Source organism: Pseudomonas izuensis (assembly GCF_009861505.1).
GTDB lineage: Bacteria > Pseudomonadota > Gammaproteobacteria > Pseudomonadales > Pseudomonadaceae > Aquipseudomonas > Aquipseudomonas izuensis.
The window spans coordinates 1-14,449 of sequence record NZ_WTFT01000009.1; the positions used below are offsets into that span (position 1 = coordinate 1).

13 protein-coding genes and 4 tRNA genes are annotated in these 14,449 nt (G+C 59.3%); 5 read left to right on the top strand and 12 right to left on the bottom strand.

Annotated features, from left to right (window positions below):
- From GPL81_RS08690 to bamJ, 6 genes are all read right to left on the bottom strand, one after another.
- On the bottom strand, positions 1-1,680 hold a 1,680-nt coding region (locus GPL81_RS08690; RefSeq protein WP_246218910.1), incomplete at its 3' end, for a DUF6531 domain-containing protein.
- A 209-nt stretch (positions 1,681-1,889) separates the two neighbouring features.
- Positions 1,890-2,297, bottom strand: coding sequence for an SEL1-like repeat protein (locus GPL81_RS08695; RefSeq protein WP_160106412.1), 408 nt, complete (start codon positions 2,295-2,297; stop codon positions 1,890-1,892).
- Entirely contained in the window at positions 2,298-2,669 is a 372-nt protein-coding gene (locus GPL81_RS08700) for a hypothetical protein (RefSeq protein WP_003223109.1), read from the bottom strand.
- Positions 2,666-3,007, bottom strand: coding sequence for a helix-turn-helix domain-containing protein (locus GPL81_RS08705; RefSeq protein ID WP_160106413.1), 342 nt, complete (start codon positions 3,005-3,007; stop codon positions 2,666-2,668). The genes GPL81_RS08700 and GPL81_RS08705 overlap by 4 nt, the downstream gene beginning before the upstream one ends.
- A gap of 114 nt (positions 3,008-3,121) precedes the next feature.
- Positions 3,122-3,577 carry a YkvA family protein gene (locus tag GPL81_RS08710; protein WP_160106414.1) on the bottom strand — a complete coding sequence of 152 codons (456 nt, stop codon included), beginning with the start codon at positions 3,575-3,577 and terminating at the stop codon, positions 3,122-3,124.
- A gap of 292 nt (positions 3,578-3,869) precedes the next feature.
- Positions 3,870-4,583 (bottom strand): BamJ family beta-barrel-assembly machinery protein, encoded by a 714-nt coding sequence (gene bamJ, locus GPL81_RS08715; protein WP_096509683.1) that lies wholly within the window; start codon positions 4,581-4,583, stop codon positions 3,870-3,872.
- 269 nt (positions 4,584-4,852) lie between these two features.
- Between bamJ and GPL81_RS08720 the strand changes: the two genes are divergently transcribed.
- On the top strand, positions 4,853-6,655 hold the full coding sequence (locus GPL81_RS08720; RefSeq protein WP_160106415.1) for a di-heme-cytochrome C peroxidase: 1,803 nt from the start codon (positions 4,853-4,855) through the stop codon (positions 6,653-6,655).
- Positions 6,656-6,671: 16 nt separating this feature from the next.
- Positions 6,672-7,808: a catalase family protein gene (locus GPL81_RS08725; protein ID WP_160106416.1), complete on the top strand. Its 1,137-nt coding sequence runs from the start codon at positions 6,672-6,674 to the stop codon at positions 7,806-7,808.
- Positions 7,809-7,998: 190 nt separating this feature from the next.
- On the opposite strand, the gene GPL81_RS08730 is transcribed toward GPL81_RS08725, so the two are convergent.
- From GPL81_RS08730 to GPL81_RS08745, 4 genes are all read right to left on the bottom strand, one after another.
- Positions 7,999-8,075, bottom strand: a tRNA-Asp gene (locus GPL81_RS08730).
- Between the two features lie 15 nt (positions 8,076-8,090).
- Positions 8,091-8,166: transfer RNA gene (locus tag GPL81_RS08735), tRNA-Val, on the bottom strand.
- A 199-nt stretch (positions 8,167-8,365) separates the two neighbouring features.
- Positions 8,366-8,442, bottom strand: a tRNA-Asp gene (locus tag GPL81_RS08740).
- 19 nt (positions 8,443-8,461) lie between these two features.
- Positions 8,462-8,537, bottom strand: a tRNA-Val gene (locus tag GPL81_RS08745).
- A 160-nt stretch (positions 8,538-8,697) separates the two neighbouring features.
- Between GPL81_RS08745 and rdgC the strand changes: the two genes are divergently transcribed.
- The 3 genes from rdgC (at position 8,698) to sugE (ending at position 11,153) form a co-directional block, all read left to right on the top strand.
- Entirely contained in the window at positions 8,698-9,618 is a 921-nt protein-coding gene (gene rdgC / locus GPL81_RS08750) for a recombination-associated protein RdgC (RefSeq protein ID WP_008060875.1), read from the top strand.
- Positions 9,619-9,754: 136 nt separating this feature from the next.
- On the top strand, positions 9,755-10,720 hold the full coding sequence (locus GPL81_RS08755; protein ID WP_096509681.1) for a bile acid:sodium symporter family protein: 966 nt from the start codon (positions 9,755-9,757) through the stop codon (positions 10,718-10,720).
- Positions 10,721-10,838: 118 nt separating this feature from the next.
- Entirely contained in the window at positions 10,839-11,153 is a 315-nt protein-coding gene (gene sugE, locus GPL81_RS08760) for a quaternary ammonium compound efflux SMR transporter SugE (protein WP_008060873.1), read from the top strand.
- A gap of 125 nt (positions 11,154-11,278) precedes the next feature.
- Here the strand turns inward: sugE and GPL81_RS08765 are convergent, their stop codons facing one another.
- Together GPL81_RS08765 and GPL81_RS08770 are read right to left on the bottom strand one after the other, a co-directional pair.
- A complete protein-coding gene (locus GPL81_RS08765) occupies positions 11,279-13,153 on the bottom strand; it encodes an MFS transporter (RefSeq protein ID WP_160106417.1) in 1,875 nt (624 codons plus the stop codon).
- A 93-nt stretch (positions 13,154-13,246) separates the two neighbouring features.
- Positions 13,247-14,398 (bottom strand): TDT family transporter, encoded by a 1,152-nt coding sequence (locus tag GPL81_RS08770; protein WP_160106418.1) that lies wholly within the window; start codon positions 14,396-14,398, stop codon positions 13,247-13,249.
- Between the last annotated feature and the right edge of the window lie 51 nt (positions 14,399-14,449).

Sequence of the window (14,449 nt, forward strand, 5' to 3'; positions counted from 1 at the left end):
GTGCTGGCGGTCATAACGCAGTCGCAAACAACGCCCGGCGCCGTTATCCAGGCGCTGGATGCGGCCGGAAAAATCGCGTTGCACCGTCAGCCGATTACCGTAGGCGTCGCTGATGGCGCTCAGACGCCCGCCCATAAAGTGTTGGAAACGCGGCGCCTCACCGGCCAGCGCCACAATCAGTTCGTCCGGTTGCTCCCCGAGGTAAATCGCCGCCCGCGCCAGGCTGTTGTGGATCGCCGGGCGCGCCTGGTTGGGCCGGGGAAACGGCGTGCGGCGGTTTTCCGGATCGACCCAGGTGACCGTGTCGCCGTCGAGCTCCAGGCGCTGGCTCAGTGAATGGCTCCAGCCGAAACCGAGGCCACTGTCGAGCTCCACGGCGCTGCTGCGATACAGGCGGGTGAAGGCGAACGGCAGCAGACCGTCGAGGGTGCCGTCGGTGAGGCTCAGCAGTTCTTCGCCGGTAACCAGCGACAGCGGACAGCCGTGGGTGGCGGTGTGGGCGGCGGGTTCGGCGCTGTCGCCGTTGGGGTTTTTCGCCGGTTTCGGAACGTCGTCGTGGTGTTCGTCTTTTTTCAGCACGGTGTTGCTGCGCGCATTCCAGCGCAGTTGCATCCGGCCTTTCTTCAACCCGGCTGCAACACCCCGGGCAGCGACTTTTTTGTAGCGGTCAACGTAAACAACGAAGGTATTGAGGATCGTGAACATCGCCTCAACCAGTCGTGCTACCGCACTGATCAACTGTGCGCCGCGACTGGCCAAACGCATCTTCAAGTAGGCAATTCCACCCCCGGCCGTGGCGAAGGTCAGGACGACCGCGATCAGGATGTCGATCAACAATTCCACCACCAACATGGACACGGCTTTGGCGGTCTCACCGGCAATCATGCTGGGTGGCAGCATGTCCAACCAGAGGCTGGCCGTGCGCAACAGTAGAGAAAGCGCCGCCTCGTCACTGGCCAACAGCTGGATCTTTGCCATCTCCTGCGGCGCTTTTTCCGCCAGCGCCCTCAGCTGATCGACGCCGCTGCCGAGCCGCCCCGCAAACTCACCGGGATCCCGGAGAATGTCCGACAGCAAGTGGATGCCGTCCCACACCCCCTCAATGGCCGCCCAACTGCCGGCCAACATCCCGTTGCCCACGGCTCCTGAAGTCGATTGCGACCACTGTGGCTTGAAGACGTCCCACTCACTGCGAAGCCAACGTTCCAGAGCCTGAGATAACTTGTTGTAGGAACTGAAAAGCTCATCCACCTGCTGCGGCGTAACCTCACCCTGCACCCGCACGCGATAGAACCTGCCCGCCTCTCCCCTGAATTGCCCCTTGCCGTTTTCATCCAGCATGACGGGCGTCGACTCGCCGCCCTTCACCGCAATCACATCGACCTGAATGTTCCCCAGCGGTACGTCATACACCGACTCGAACTTGCTCTCGATCTGCAGGATTCCACTTTGCGGGCACTGCGCGACCGTCGAAATAAAGTCGTCGTCACCGCTGCTGACAACCGTGCTGGCATCGCCCAGCTTGATTACCCGGTCCATGCCCATCAGCGAGGGCATGTCAGTGGCGTGGCTGACCCGGTCGGCGGCCTGGCTGAACCAGCGCGTGAGCTGTTGGCGGTAAAGGGTCAGTGTGTTCGGGAAATGCTCGAGTTCCTGCTCGAACCGGGCGATGTGATCCATCACCCCTCCGAAAAGCAGGAAGCCGCGTGAAAAACCGGGTCAAACATGAGCAATCTCTCGCACAGGAAATAGGGCGCGAGGGACTTTGCGGGGGATCAGCGGGGAAAGAAGTCAGGAAAGGAGGTGTTTCGTGTAGGGCGATTCGCTAAAACAAAACGTGGCTTAGGAATCTTCCCCTGCGCCACGTTCGTCTGTCAGATAAGTCGGTGTTATTTTGAGGAATCGCGGGAAGCCAATTCCTGGAGCTTGATCTGCGCCAGCGGATGCCCAGCCTTGGCGGCAATCCCCCAGAACCGCGCCGCTTCGGCGGGGTCCGATGCTTTGCTCGGGGTCCCGGCGAGGCTGATCACACCCACCTGATAGGCCGCCTTGCCATCACCGGCCAATGCCGCCAGGCGCAGCAGGCGAACACCCTCTTCGCGCGCGCCCAGACCGACGCCGCGAAAGGTCAGGATATGGCCATAAAAACTCTGGGCGCCGACATCGCCCAGGTTCGCCATGCGGGCGAACTGACCTTCGAGCCAGCGCCAGCCACGGGGGTTACGCACAAACCACGACCAGTGAAACAGCCTGCGCGCCAGCCAGTAATTGACCCGCGCCTTGAGTCGTAAAAACACTCAGGCCTCCGCCGACTCGGGGTACTCGTACTCGAACACCCGCACCACTTCCGAGGCATGCCAGGACGCGGCGGCAACGCCATCGGACGGCCCGGAGAAACGTCCGAGGCGCTCGACGCACTCAAAGAAACCGGTGCGTGGCAGGCGGCTGGCCCCCTGACTGATCACCAATGAACTGCGCAAGGGTTGCTCGGCCTTGGCGTCCAGCGCCGCCAGATGCTCAAGGGCGGCGGTCAGGGTTTGCATGGCGGGCGTGGGGAGCTGCAAACGCTCCAGCAACGCCCGATAGGTCAGGAGATGACGCTGACGGCGCGCCTGATCCAGCTCGCCCAGCAATCCGTCCCAATGTTGACGACTGATGCGTACGCTCACGATTCATCCCTCCACCCAGGCACCGTCAATTCCCAGGCCAGACTGCGGCGAATCGCAGCGTCGGGCTGACGCTCGCCACTTTCGATCATGGCCAGATAAGACGGGCTGATACCTACCGTGCGGGCGAGCGCCTCAATGGCGATGCCCTTCCCTTCGCGCAAACTGCGTAGCTGATCAAGACCTGGAAGAATCGGGTCCTGGGTTGTCGCAAGCGGCGCTGGGGCCGGGCGCGACGGAGCTTCATTGATGCCTGCTGCTTTAAGTAGAGCCTGATACTGAGCCCACGGCAGAACCGCGTATTCGGGTTCGCCTTCGCATGTAATTATCTGAATATCCATGACTACCCCGTAGGACAACAACACTTAGCGAGTCGGCACTTTTCCCTAGAAGTGTAATCCTAACAGCGGCCAAGGTCGCGGGGGGTATCTATCTGTGGATGAGACTTGATCGACTCAGTGTTTTTTCGAGCCCTGGAGTTGAAGTTGCTCCTTGGTATCGGGCAAGCGCTCGACCACAGCGAGCTTCTCCGGCACCTGACGTTTGCGCCAGGCACGGAAGGCGTTGAGCTCATCGTCGAGCACCTTCATCAACCACGCCAGCACCGCAATGTCATCGAGCATGCCGAACACCGGGATGAAGTCCGGGATCGCATCCACCGGGCTGAGGAAGTACATCAGCCCAGCCACGACCGATACCATCGCCTTGGGACTAACTGCGCGATACTCACCGCGCCAGTACGCCAGGCATAGTGCCTGCAACAGGCGAAGATCGTCCTTGAGCTTGCCCAGCCGATGGCCTTGGCTGGCACCTTTACTGGCCACTGCGAACAGCAAGGTCGGCAAGCGCCCACGTGCGAGCAGGCGTCCGGCCAGCGGCAGGAAACGAGCGAAGTTCCAGGGTGTTTTCATGATGACTCCCACGGAAATGTTATCCACACAAATTGTGGATAACCTTGTGAACAGAGCTACTTTTCACGGCTGAAAGCCCCATTACACAAGGGCTGAGCTTAGATCGGGCGTTTTTTGCCCATCAAAAAAAACCCATTATTTCATTGACTTGGCGATCTGACGCGGTTAGCGCCGGTCCTACACTGGCTATGACTCCAGCCTACATCATCGGTTCGCTTTGTTTACCCGTGCCGGACTCCAGATGCAACAACGCCCCGCATGAACGGGGCGTTGTTTTCAAGTCAGGCGCTGATTACTTGGCAGCGTCTTCTTTGGTTGGATCCTTGATTGCCAGCAGTTCCAGGTCGAACACCAGTACCGAGTTGGCCGGGATCGCCGGGCTTGGGCTTTGCGCGCCGTAAGCCAGGTCGCTAGGAATGTACAGTTTGTACTTCTCGCCAACGTGCATCAGTTGCAAGCCTTCGACCCAACCCGGGATCACGCCGCTGACCGGCAGATCGATCGGGCTGCCACGCTCGACGGAACTGTCGAACACGGTGCCATTGGTCAGCTTGCCGGTGTAGTGAACGGTCACTACGTCAGTCGGCTTTGGCTGAGGGCCATCAGCTTTCTTTTCCACTTCGTACTGCAGACCCGAAGCGGTCGTCACGACGCCAGCTTTCTTGGCGTTTTCTTCGAGGAATTTCTTGCCGGCGGCCGCCGACTCTTCACTCATCTTGGCCATGCGCTCTTCGGCACGCTTTTGCAGTGCGGCGAAGGCTTCAACCAGTTCTTCGTCCTTGAGTTTCTGTTCTTTCTTGCCAACGGCATCTTCGATGCCCTGGGCTACGGCTTTGGAGTCCAGGTCATCCATGCCTTCCTGAGCCAGGCTCTTGCCCATGTTCAGGCCAATCCCGTAGGAAGCTTTTTGCGCCGGGGTTTTCAGCTCTACGCTGGTCTGCGAGTCACAACCCGCGAGTACCAGGCTAACCAGGGCCACCGCCGCCGCCAACCGATGCTGTTTCATGCTATTTCCTTGTTCATGCGCCTAAAGGGCAATCGAGTAAAGCCGCGAGCTTATCAGGCGGCCACGACCAATGGCTACCGGCATGAGAGCCAGAGATTTCCGATAAGTTCAGGTGTTTAAACGCTTTTCGGAGTGTAGATGATGAAACTTCTGTCATCTCGCTCCCACAGAAACTAATTCTGCATCCCACGACACCTGGCGTAATGGCCACTTGCCGCCTATCTGGCACTCAGGCATAACGGAAGCATAAATCGACAAGGACGTTCATCTTGCGCCTCTTATTCCGTTTGCTGTGTGTGATGGCTGTCCTGCTGGGTGCAGGCCTGGCCGTGGTGTTGTACTACGTTGCCAACCCGAAACTGCCGCTGTGGTCCCCGGCGCAGCAGGTGCATTACCTGGAGCAATGGAGCGTTGCCGACCGCGATAGCTATTACTTCACGCCCCAGGGCACTCAGGTCAAAGGCTTGCGCTACGACTGGTTCACTGCGCTCGAACTGCCCTTTTCGCAACAACGCTTCGCCGCTCCCGAATACCTCGCGCGCTTCGGTTTCTTGATCGACCCCGGGCAGAAACCCACACCGAACAACCCCGGCAACCTGCCGGTGGGCTTTGCCCGCCACCAGAATTCCGATGGTACGCAAACGTTTCTGGATATTACCTGCGCCGCCTGCCATACCGGAGAACTGCGCTTCAAGGGACAGGCCGTGCGCATCGACGGCGGTTCGGCGCAGCATGTTTTGCCTTCCAGTGTTCCTACACTGCGAGGCGGGAGTTTCGGACAAGCACTGGTGGCGAGCCTGGCCTCGACTTACTACAACCCGTGGAAATTCGAACGTTTCGCTCGCGAGGTGCTGGGCCCGGACTACGAGGCCCGACACCAGCAACTGCGCAAGGAATTCAAAGGCTCCCTGGATACCTTCCTGAAAGTAGCCTGGAATGACACCCATCGCGGGCTCTACCCGACCGAAGAAGGCCCTGGGCGTACCGATGCGTTCGGGCGCATTGCCAACGCCAGCTTCGGCGATGCGATTTCCCCCGCCAACTACCGCGTGGCCAACGCCCCGGTCGACTATCCGCCGTTATGGGACATGTGGACCTTCGATTGGGTGCAATGGAATGGCTCGGCGAAGCAACCCATGGCGCGCAATATCGGCGAAGCCCTGGGTGTAGGCGCCACGCTGAACTTTTTTGACAGTAACAGGCAGCCGCTGATGGGCGCTGACCGTTACCCCTCCAGTGTTCGAGTGCACGATTTGCACCTGATCGAGCAAACCCTGCAACGACTGGAACCCCCCGCCTGGCCGGAAGCCCTGCTAGGAGCAATCGACAAGCCCCTGGCTGCCAAAGGTCGTGCCCTGTTCAGCGAGAACTGCGCCGGCTGCCACGTGCCACGGGTAACTCAAGGCGAAGGGCGATACGTACAACACCTGAAGATGCTGCCGGTGGAGTTCATCGGTACCGACCCAGGCGCCGCCAACAACATTGCCGACCACCGTTTCGACCTGACGGCGCTGCAATGGAATCAACAGGAACTGGAACAACTCGACGTCGAGCCCAAGCCCACCGAGCCGCTTGATCTGAGCCAGATGTCAGTGGCCAAGGGCCTGGCCTATGTCACGGCATTTGTCGGGAACCGGGCTTATCGCGACGCCGGTATCACCCCGGCCGAACGACCGCAGATGGACGGTTTCGGCCTGCCTATCGGAGTACGTGAATTACGCGCCTACAAGGCTCGACCATTGGCAGGTGTGTGGGCGACGGCACCGTTTCTGCATAACGGTTCGGTGCCAAGCATCTACCAGCTGCTCTCGCCGCAGGATGAACGCACAACCACGTTTTACAAAGGCACCTTCGAGTACGACCCAAAGCACCTGGGCTATCGCACCGAAGCCTTTACCAACGGCTTTCAGTTCGACACGCGCATCACCGGCAACCATAACAGCGGGCACGAATTTCGCTCCGGCAAGCTCGGCAATGGCGTGATTGGCCGCCTGCTACAGCCGCAGGAGCGCTGGGCACTGCTGGAGTATCTGAAAGTGCTGGGCGGCCCGCTGGAGTCGCAGCTGCCATGATCAAAAGGATTGCTGCATGTTGAAGACCCTCTGGTTGCGCCTGGGTGCCTTTCTGGGCAAGGCCTTGCTTTGGCTGTTGGGGCTTGGACTGCTCGGCTGGGTGCTGGCCGCGGCGTGGTTTGCCTGGCAACACCGCGGGCCGGTATCGGCGCAGGAAATGATCCCTGACGGCGAAGCGACAATGACTCAGGACATTATTCAGACCGCTGTGCGCATCGTCGACCAGCACCGCGAAAGCACACGCTATCTGCGTGATGCCCATGCCAAGGCCCACGGCTGCGTGCAGGCGGAAGTCCAGGTACTGCCGGAATTGGAAAGTGACTTGCGCCAAGGCGTGTTCAGCGAACCCGGAAAAACCTGGCAAGCGACCCTGCGCCTGTCCAACGGCAACGCCTACCCACAATTCGACAGCATCCCTGATGCCCGGGGCATGGCCATCAAGCTGCTCGAAGTGCCGGGCAAACAACTGCTGAGCGATCGCCAGCAACGAGGCGAACAGGACTTCGTGATGTTCAGTCATCCGAACTTCTTCGTCAGCGATGTCGCTGAGTATCGTCAGAATGTCGCGGCTCAGGCGGATGGCAAAACAATGATGGCGTTCTTTCCGGGCTGGGATCCGCGCGCCTGGCAGGTTCGTCATCTGCTCATTGCTCTGGCGACGCTCTCCCCCGCACCGCCGAGCCCGACCCAAACGACTTATTTTTCGGTTTCGCCCTACAAATTCGGTGAGGCCAATGCCAAGTTTCGCGTAATGCCCGACGCTGAAAGCTGCCCGGGCTACACCTTGCCGACACAAAATCAGAAGCTGCCGAACTTCCTGCGCAGCGCGCTGAACCAGCAGTTATCCACAGATCGAGTGCCGGCATGCTTCGTCTTGCAGATCCAGCGCCAGGACGCAAACAAATACATGCCGATCGAAGACACCAGCATTGAATGGCGTGAGAGCGATGCGCCGTTTCAAACCGTGGCGCGGATCACAGTGCCAGCACAGGATTTCGACACGCCGGCGCTGAACCTGCAATGCGACAATCTTTCGTTCAATCCATGGTTTGGCCTTGAGGCCCATCGCCCGATTGGTGGCATCAACCGACTGCGCAAAGCCGTCTACGAGGCCGTCAGCGACTACCGACACGCCCGCAATGCCGGGCTGTAGGAGCGAGCTTGCTCGCGATGGTCGTCAACGATAACGAGGGAAGTCTGACACCCCGTGGTGTTTTCGGGTTTTTCGCGAGCAAGCTCGCTCCTACAAAGGCAGAAAACCCAAACGCCAGACGACAAAAAGCCCGCATTAAGCGGGCTTTCTGTGTGGTGACCTGGCGTTCAGTGTTCCAGGTTACCGAATATGGCGCAGCGGACGGGACTCGAACCCGCGACCCCCGGCGTGACAGGCCGGTATTCTAACCGACTGAACTACCGCTGCGCGTAGCGTTGAAAGTGGTGGGTGATGACGGGATCGAACCGCCGACATTCTGCTTGTAAGGCAGACGCTCTCCCAGCTGAGCTAATCACCCTTTACCTTCGTTGCGGGGCGCATTATGCCACAGGTTTTTATAAAGTGTTGATTTAATTGATAAATTTTTCAAAAAAATCTAAAAACCAGTGAAACGACGCGCCCAGCAGATACAACCGACAAACTTCAGGCAGAAAAAAGCCCGCGTTAGCGGGCTTTTCCGTGGTGACCTGGCGTTCAGTGTTCCAGGTTACCGAATATGGCGCAGCGGACGGGACTCGAACCCGCGACCCCCGGCGTGACAGGCCGGTATTCTAACCGACTGAACTACCGCTGCGCGTAACACTTGAAACGAATGGTGGGTGATGACGGGATCGAACCGCCGACATTCTGCTTGTAAGGCAGACGCTCTCCCAGCTGAGCTAATCACCCTTCGCTTCGGTGTGGCGCGCATTCTACGGAGCGACCCCACCTCTGGCAAGCACTTTTTTAATTAATTTTTTCATGCCTTCCAAAGGCTTAGAGAAGGGTTGGCCTATGGCACACGGAGGACAATAATGCCCGCCTTTGTATATAAGGAGAGACTCACCCCATGTGGTTCAAAAACCTGCTTATCTATCGCCTGACCCAAGATCTGCCTGTTGATGCCGAGGCGTTGGAAACTGCACTGGCCACCAAACTGGCGCGCCCATGTGCAAGCCAGGAGTTGACCACCTACGGTTTCGTCGCACCGTTCGGCAAGGGCGAAGATGCGCCGCTGGTGCATGTCAGCGGTGACTTCCTGCTGATCAGCGCACGCAAGGAAGAACGCATCCTGCCGGGTAGCGTCGTGCGTGACGCGGTGAAGGAAAAGGTCGAAGAGATCGAAGCCGAGCAAATGCGCAAGGTCTATAAAAAGGAACGCGACCAGATCAAGGATGAAATCATCCAGGCTTTCCTGCCGCGCGCCTTTATCCGTCGCTCGTCGACCTTCGCCGCCATCGCGCCGAAACAGGGCCTGATCCTGGTCAACTCGGCCAGCCCTAAACGCGCCGAAGACCTGTTGTCCACCTTGCGTGAAGTGATCGGTACGCTGCCGGTGCGTCCACTGACCGTGAAGATGTCCCCGACCGCGACCATGACCGAGTGGGTCACCACCCAGAAAGCCGCGGACGATTTCTTCGTGCTGGACGAGTGCGAACTGCGCGACACCCACGAAGACGGTGGCATCGTGCGTTGCAAGCGGCAGGACCTGACCAGCGAAGAAATCCAGCTGCACTTGAGCACCGGCAAAGTGGTCACCCAACTGTCGCTGGCCTGGCAGGACAAGCTGTCCTTCGTCCTCGACGACAAGATGGTGGTCAAGCGCCTGAAGTTCGAAGACCTGCTGCAGGATCAGGCGGAACAGGACGGTGGTGATGAAGCCCTGGGCCAACTGGATGCCAGCTTCACCCTGATGATGCTGACGTTCGGCGACTTCCTGCCGGCATTGGTTGAAGCCTTGGGTGGGGAAGAGACTCCGCAGGGGATCTAAAGCCTTGTGATCTCTAATGTAGGAGCGAGCCTGCTCGCGATGGAGTGTCAGTCGCCCCTCTTTGCCTGACACTCCATCGCGAGCAGGCTCGCTCCTACAGAGGGTTTGTGGCGTTACATAAATTAAGGATCAGGCCATGCGCGCATTGGCTGCATTGAGTCGTTTTGTCGGCAACACCTTCGCCTACTGGGTACTGATATTCGCTGTGGTGGCGTTCCTGCAACCGGCATGGTTCATCGGCCTCAAGGGCGCCATCGTGCCGCTGCTCGGGGTGGTGATGTTTGGCATGGGCCTGACCCTCAAGCTCGAAGACTTCGCCGAAGTCGCCCGCCATCCATGGCGCGTGGCTCTGGGTGTAGTTGCACATTTCGTGATCATGCCCGGCGTGGCGTGGTTGCTCTGCCAGGCCTTCCATTTGCCACCGGAGATCGCCGTCGGGGTGATTCTGGTCGGCTGCTGCCCAAGCGGCACCTCATCGAACGTGATGACCTGGTTGGCACGCGGGGATCTGGCATTGTCGGTGGCCATCGCTGCCGTTACCACCCTCCTCGCCCCACTGCTGACGCCGGCGCTGATCTGGCTCCTGGCTTCGGCGTGGCTGCCGGTCTCGTTCATGGAATTGTTCTGGTCGATCCTGCAAGTGGTGTTGCTGCCGATCGTGCTGGGTGTCGTCGCCCAACGTCTGCTCGGTGATCGGGTTCGCCACGCCGTCGATGTATTGCCGTTGGTGTCAGTGGTGAGCATCGTGATCATTGTCACCGCCGTGGTTGCCGCCAGCCAGGCGAAGATTGCCGAGTCCGGCCTGCTGATCATGGCTGTGGTCATGTTGCACAACAGCTTCGGCTACCTGCTGGGTTACTTCACCGGGCGCTTGTTCAAGCTGCCACTGGCCCAACGAAAATCCCTGGCCCTGGAAGTCGGCATGCAAAACTCCGGGTTGGGTGCCGCGTTGGCCAGCGCGCACTTTTCGCCGCTGGCAGCGGTGCCCAGTGCGTTGTTCAGCGTCTGGCACAACATTTCCGGCGCCCTGCTCTCGACCTGGTTCCGTCGCATGAGCGAGAAACAGGACCGGGAAATCGCCGCTCAGCAAGCCATCGACTGATCCGAAACTTGATCCCCGGATTAATGCTGGGCACTATATTGCGCAACGCGGGGACGACCCCGCGGCTCGATCGAGTCATTAATCTGGGGACGACCCCGTCAATCGATGGAGGTCACTGATGTCCTGGATCATTCTGTTTTTCGCCGGCCTGTTCGAAGTCGGCTGGGCCGTCGGCCTGAAGTACACCGACGGTTTCAGCCGTCCGCTCCCCACCGCCCTCACCGTCGCGGCCATGGCTGTCAGCCTTGGCTTGCTGGGCCTTGCCATGAAGGAATTGCCGCTGGGCACGGCCTATGCCATCTGGACCGGTGTGGGTGCGGTGGGTACGGTGATTGCCGGCATCATTCTGTTTGGTGAGTCGATGGCATTGGTGCGGTTGGCCAGTGTGGCGTTGATCATTACCGGGTTGGTCGGGCTCAAGGTTAGCGCTTAGGCATCTACCGCCATCGCGGGCAAGCCTTGCTCCCACAGGTTTTGTGTTGTGCTCACAATATGTGTCACACCATCAATCCCTGTGGGAGCAAGGCTTGCCCGCGATGAGTCCTGCACAAACACCGATTACCTGACTGTCCCACGCAAATCCCCCACCAACGCCTGCAACCTGGCAGGCTCCGCCACCTCGACCGCCACCGCCGGTCCCGCCACCAACGTCACCCGCGACCACAACCGGCGAAACAGCCCCTTGCCCGGATCGCGACTGAAGAAACTCCCCCACAACCCCTGCAAGGCCAAGGGAATCACCGGCACCGGTGTTTCTTCGAGAATCCGCGTCAGCCCGCCTTTGAACTCATTGATTTCGCCATCGGCAGTCAATTTCCCCTCGGGAAAAATGCACACCAACTCGCCATCCTTCAGATACCGGGCAATGCGCGTGAAGGCTTTTTCGTAGATCTGGATATCTTCCTGACGTCCCGCAATCGGAATGGTCCCGGCCGTGCGAAAGATGAAGTTCAACACCGGCAGGTTGTAGATTTTGTAGTACATCACAAAGCGAATCGGCCGACGCACCGCACCGCCAATCAGCAAGGCATCGACGAACGACACGTGGTTGCACACCAGCAGCGCCGCGCCTTCACCGGGGATCAGGTCGAGGTTGCGATGCTCCACGCGGTACATGGAATGGCTGAGCAGCCAGATCATGAAACGCATGGTGAACTCGGGGACGATCTTGAAGATGTAGGCGTTGACGCCGATGTTCAGCAACGACACCACCAGGAACAGCTGCGGGATCGACAGCTTGACCATGCTCAGCAAAATGATCGAGACAATCGCCGACACCACCATGAACAACGCATTGAGAATATTGTTGGCGGCAATGACCCGTGCCCGCTCGTTCTCGGCGGTGCGAGACTGGATCAGCGCGTACAGCGGCACGATGTAGAAACCACCGAACACCCCCAGGCCAAGGATGTCGAGCAACACCAGCCAGGTGTGGCCGAACCCGAGAATCTCGATCCAGCCATGCCCTGCAACACTGTCCGGAATCCCCCCGGAATGCCACCACAGCAGCAATCCGAACACGGTCAGGCCGAACGAGCCGAACGGCACCAGGCCGATCTCGACTTTGCGCCCGGAGAGCTTCTCGCAGAGCATCGAACCCACGGCGATACCGACCGAGAACACCGTCAGAATCAGCGTCACCACGGTTTCATCACCGTGCATCCACTCCTTGGCATACGCCGGGATCTGTGTCAGATAAATCGCCCCGACGAACCAGAACCATGAGTTGCCGACAATCGAGCGCGACACCGCAGGAGTTTGTCCCAGGCCGAGTTTCAGCGTGGCCCAGGACTGGCTGAAAATGTTCCAGTTCAGGCGCATTTGCGGCGAAGCCGCCGCCGCCCGCGGAATACCACGGCTGGCCAGGTAGCCGAGCACGGCGATGCCGATGATCGCGGTGGAAACGACCGGTGCGTAATGACTGGACGACATCATGATCCCGGCACCGATGGTCCCGGCCAGGATCGCCAGGAAGGTGCCCATTTCCACCAGACCGTTGCCACCGACCAACTCATCTTCACGCAAGGCCTGGGGCAGGATCGAGTATTTCACCGGCCCGAACAGCGCCGAGTGGGTGCCCATGGCAAAGAGTGCCACCAACATCAGCGACAAGTGATCGAACATGAAACCGATCGCGCCGACCGCCATGATGGCGATTTCCCCAAGCTTGATCAGACGGATCAACGCGTCCTTGGCGAATTTTTCCCCGAACTGCCCGGCCAGTGCCGAGAACAGAAAGAACGGCAGGATGAACAGCAGCGCACACAGGTTGACCCAGATCGAACGGTCACCTTCGAGGGTGAGCTTGTACAAAATGGCGAGGATCAACGATTGCTTGAAGATGTTGTCGTTGAACGCCCCGAGGGATTGGGTCACGAAGAACGGCAGGAAGCGCCGGGTGCGCAGCAAGGTGAACTGTGAGGGGTGACTCATCTTCCATGTGTCCCTGATTTAGAGAAAGGCCTGAATACAATGCTTGGAATATCGCACGTCGATCCAGGCCACACATTACCGAAAATTTGCCGGTTATTTCTTTAATCCCGCAATACAAGGCGAGACAAACAACTCGCCCCGCCACGCGCCTTGCACGGTGCGTTTGCCGACAATCAGCCACATCACCGCCAGCAACGTCACCAGCACACAGCCAAAGACACTGAAAAACGTCAGGTGCAGCGTGCTGGCCAGTTTCAACGTCGCCAGAGAATAGACGCCCAACGGGAAGGTAAAGCCCCACCAGCCGAGATTGAAAGGAATACCGGCGCGCAGATAACGCAGGGTGATCAATACCGCCATCAGCATCCACCACAGACCAAAGCCCCACAGCGTGATGCCGGCGACCAGGCCCAGGCCGGCCGCGATTTCACCCATACCAGGCAAACCATTGGCGGCGAAAATCGCCGGAGCGTCGGCCCCCAGCAGCAACATGCCCAGCGCACCCGTGCCAATAGGTCCAAGCGCCAGCCAGCTGGAGGCAGCCATGTTTTCGTGAGGCAGTTTATGCAGCGCCATGCGCAGCAACAGAATGGTCAGAATGCTGAACGCCACAGGCAGGGAAAATGCCCAGAGCACGTAACTGGTCACCAGCACCACCAGTTGCGAATGGGCATCGGCCAGATGCGGCGCCAGCAGGCCACCGCTGGCAGCCGCCACTTCCGCCGCCACCACCGGCAACAGCCACACGGCGGTCATCTGGTCGATGCTGTGTTCCTGACGGGTGAACATCATGTAGGGAATCAGCACCCCACACGCCAGCGACATCGCCACATCCAGCCACCACAAGGCTTCCGCGAGCTGAACCACGCCATCACCCCAACGCGGCAGGCCGAACACCAGGAAGCCATTGATGATGGTCGCCAGGCCCATGGGAATGGTGCCGAAAAACATCGAAACCGTGGAGTGGCCGAAAATACGCCGCGCCTCATCGAAAAACAGCACCCAACGCGCCGCGTACAGCGCCGTGAATAACAGGAACAGCAGGATATTGAACTGCCAAAGGGCTTCGGCAATGGCGTGCAGAACGGGATTAACGACGGGCAATTGCGCCAGCGCCAAGGCCAGCACTCCGGTGCCCATGGTGGCGGCGAACCAGTTCGGGGTGAACTGGCGAATGACTTCGCGCGGGTGCTGTAAATGGCGAAAAGGCTTGATACCGGGTTTGGCAGTGTGGGTGCATGTCATGACGAACTCCTGTCCTCTGGTGAGGTAGAGCCCATCATAGATCTGAATAGA

Excerpts from the sequence above, each read along its gene's own strand:
- GPL81_RS08705 (WP_160106413.1), bottom strand. The coding sequence starts at position 3,007 with ATGGATATTCAGATAATTACATGCGAAGGCGAACCCGAATACGCGGTT.
- GPL81_RS08710 (WP_160106414.1), bottom strand. The coding sequence starts at position 3,577 with ATGAAAACACCCTGGAACTTCGCTCGTTTCCTGCCGCTGGCCGGACGC.
- bamJ (WP_096509683.1), bottom strand. The coding sequence starts at position 4,583 with ATGAAACAGCATCGGTTGGCGGCGGCGGTGGCCCTGGTTAGCCTGGTA.
- GPL81_RS08725 (WP_160106416.1), top strand. The coding sequence starts at position 6,672 with ATGTTGAAGACCCTCTGGTTGCGCCTGGGTGCCTTTCTGGGCAAGGCC.
- rdgC (WP_008060875.1), top strand. The coding sequence starts at position 8,698 with ATGTGGTTCAAAAACCTGCTTATCTATCGCCTGACCCAAGATCTGCCT.
- GPL81_RS08755 (WP_096509681.1), top strand. The coding sequence starts at position 9,755 with ATGCGCGCATTGGCTGCATTGAGTCGTTTTGTCGGCAACACCTTCGCC.
- sugE (WP_008060873.1), top strand. The coding sequence starts at position 10,839 with ATGTCCTGGATCATTCTGTTTTTCGCCGGCCTGTTCGAAGTCGGCTGG.
- GPL81_RS08765 (WP_160106417.1), bottom strand. The coding sequence starts at position 13,153 with ATGAGTCACCCCTCACAGTTCACCTTGCTGCGCACCCGGCGCTTCCTG.
- GPL81_RS08770 (WP_160106418.1), bottom strand. The coding sequence starts at position 14,398 with ATGACATGCACCCACACTGCCAAACCCGGTATCAAGCCTTTTCGCCAT.